The organism is Streptomyces boncukensis, from assembly GCF_011045075.1.
Classification (GTDB): domain Bacteria; phylum Actinomycetota; class Actinomycetes; order Streptomycetales; family Streptomycetaceae; genus Streptomyces; species Streptomyces boncukensis.
The window spans coordinates 1-2,757 of record NZ_JAAKZZ010000745.1 but is presented as its reverse complement, the minus strand read 5'-3'; the positions used below and the strand labels follow the sequence as shown (position 1 = coordinate 2,757).

Annotated in this window: 1 protein-coding gene; it reads right to left on the bottom strand. The window is 72.1% G+C overall.

Annotation, left to right across the window (positions count from 1 at the left end; all coding sequences use genetic code 11):
• Positions 1-41: 41 nt before the first annotated feature.
• Positions 42-2,714 carry an alanine--tRNA ligase gene (gene alaS / locus G5C65_RS35040; protein ID WP_165303097.1) on the bottom strand — a complete coding sequence of 891 codons (2,673 nt, stop codon included), beginning with the start codon at positions 2,712-2,714 and terminating at the stop codon, positions 42-44.
• Between the last annotated feature and the right edge of the window lie 43 nt (positions 2,715-2,757).

Here is a 2,757-nt window from a genome sequence, read left to right as displayed (position 1 = left end):
CTCCCGCTCCGCCGGGCCCTCCCCGCCCTCCCGCTCCGCCATCAGGCGTTGCCGCCCGCGTCCGCGACCAGGCGCTCGACGGCGGCGATGGCCTCGTCCACGGCCTCGGCGCGCTGCCCGCCGCCCTGGGCCACGTCGGGCTTGCCGCCGCCCCCGCCGCCGAGTGTCTTGGCGGCGGTGCGGACCAGGTCCCCGGCCTTCAGCCCCTGCTCGCGAGCCGCCTCGTTGGTGGCGGTGACGGTCAGCGGGCGGCCGTCGGCCACGGCGAAGAGGGCCACGACGGCGGCGCGGGAGCCCAGCCGCTGGCGTACGTCGAGGACGAGCGTGCGCAGGTCGTCGGCGCCGGTGCCGTCCGGGACCCGGGCGGCGGCCAGCTGGATCCCGCGGATGTCCCGGGCGCCCTCGGCGATTCCCGCCGCGGCCTGGAGCACCTTCTCGGCGCGGAAGCGCTCGATCTCCTTCTCGGCGTCCTTGAGCTTGGCCAGCATCCCGGAGACCCGCTCCGGCAGCTCCTCGGGGCGGCCCTTGACCAGCTCGGTGAGCTGCGAGACGACGGTGTGCTCACGGGCCAGGAACTTGTACGCGTCGACGCCGACCAGGGCCTCGACGCGGCGCACCCCGGAGCCGATGGACGACTCGCCGAGCAGCTTGACCAGGCCCAGCTGCGCGGTGTTGTGCACATGGGTGCCGCCGCACAGCTCCTTGGAGAAGTCCCCGATGGTCACCACCCGCACGGTCTGGCCGTACTTCTCGCCGAACTCGGCCAGCGCGCCCTGCTTCTTGGCCTGGTCGATGCCCATGTACTCGGCCTGCACGTCGAGTTCGCGGGCGAGCACCTCGTTGATCTTCTGCTCGACGTCGGTGAGCACCGTGCCGGGCACGGCCGCGGGCGAGCCGAAGTCGAAGCGGAAGCGGCCCGGGGCGTTCTCCGAGCCGGCCTGCGCGGCCGTCGGGCCCAGCGCGTCGCGCAGCGCCTGGTGGGTGAGGTGGGTGGCGCTGTGGGCGCGGGCGATGGAGCGCCGCCGGGTGGCGTCGATCTGCGCGTACGCGGACGAGCCGACCGTGACCTCGCCGACCTGCACGCTGCCCTTGTGCACGCTGACGCCGGGCACCGGCTGCTGGACGTCGCGCACCTCGATGACGGCGCCGCTGTGCAGCCGGATGCGGCCGGTGTCGGCGAGCTGCCCGCCGCCCTCGGCATAGAAGGGGGTGCGGTCCAGGACGACCTCGACCTCGTCGCCCTCGTGGGCGGCGGGCGAGGGGACGCCGTCGACGAGGAGGCCGACGACGCTGGTCTCGCCCTCGGTGTCGGTGTAGCCGGTGAAGTCGGTGGGGCCGCTGCTGTCGGCGATCTCGCGGTACGCGGAGAGGTCGGCGTGGCCGGTCTTCTTGGCCTTCGCGTCGGCCTTGGCGCGCTCCCGCTGCTCCTGCATCAGCCGGCGGAACCCGGCCTCGTCCACGGACAGCCCCTGCTCGGCGGCCATCTCCAGGGTGAGGTCGATGGGGAAGCCCCAGGTGTCGTGGAGCAGGAACGCCTTGTCGCCCGGGAGCACCGTGCCGCCGGCGGCCCGGGTCTCGGTGACGGCGGTGTCCAGGATGTTGGTGCCCGCCTTGAGGGTCTTGAGGAAGGCGGCCTCCTCGGCGAGCGCGACGGTCTCGATCCGCTTGCGGTCGCTGATCAGCTCCGGGTACTGCTGGCCCATCGTCTTGATGACGACGTCGAGCAGGTCCTGGACGACCGGGCCGGTCGAGCCGAGGATGCGCATGTTGCGGATGGCGCGGCGCATGATGCGGCGCAGCACGTAGCCGCGGCCCTCGTTGCCGGGTGTGACGCCGTCGCCGATGAGCATCACGGAGGTGCGGATGTGGTCCGAGACGACGCGCAGGGACACGTCCGTCTCCTCGGCGTCGCCGTAGGCCACACCGGTCAGCTCGGTGGCCTTGTCGATGACGGCGCGCGAGGTGTCGACCTCGAACATGTTCTGCACGCCCTGCAGGACCATCGCCAGGCGCTCCAGGCCGAGGCCCGTGTCGATGTTCTGCTGCGGCAGGTCGCCGAGGATGGGGTAGTCCTTGCCCTCGCCCGGCCCCCGCTCGTACTGCATGAACACCAGGTTCCACAGCTCGACGTAGCGCTCGTCGTTGACGGCGGGGCCGCCCTCGGGGCCGAACGCGGGGCCACGGTCGTAGCTGATCTCCGAGCAGGGTCCGCACGGGCCGGGCACGCCCATGTCCCAGTAGTTCTCCTCCTTGCCGAGGCGCTGGATGCGCTCGGCGGGGAAGTCGACGACCTCGCGCCAGATGCGCTCGGCCTCCGGGTCCTCCTCGTAGACCGTGACCCAGAGGCGCTCCGGCTCCAGGCCGTAGCCGCCCTGGTCCTGGGGGGTGGTCATCAGCTCCCAGGCGAGCTTGATGGCGCCCTCCTTGAAGTAGTCCCCGAAGGAGAAGTTGCCGCACATCTGGAAGAACGTGCCGTGCCGCGTGGTCTTGCCGACCTCTTCGATGTCGGGGGTGCGCACGCACTTCTGCACGCTGGCTGCGCGCTTCCACGGCGGAGCGGCCTCGCCCAGGAAGTACGGCTTGAAGGGGACCATGCCCGCGGGGACCAGCAGCAGCGTCGGGTCGTCTGCGATCAGCGACGCCGACGGCACGGCGTGGTGCCCCCGCTCCTCGAAGAAGCGCAGCCAGCGGCGGCGGATTTCAGCCGACTCCATCAGTGGTCCTCTTTCCGGTCGTTCGGGTAGGGGGTGGGGGTGG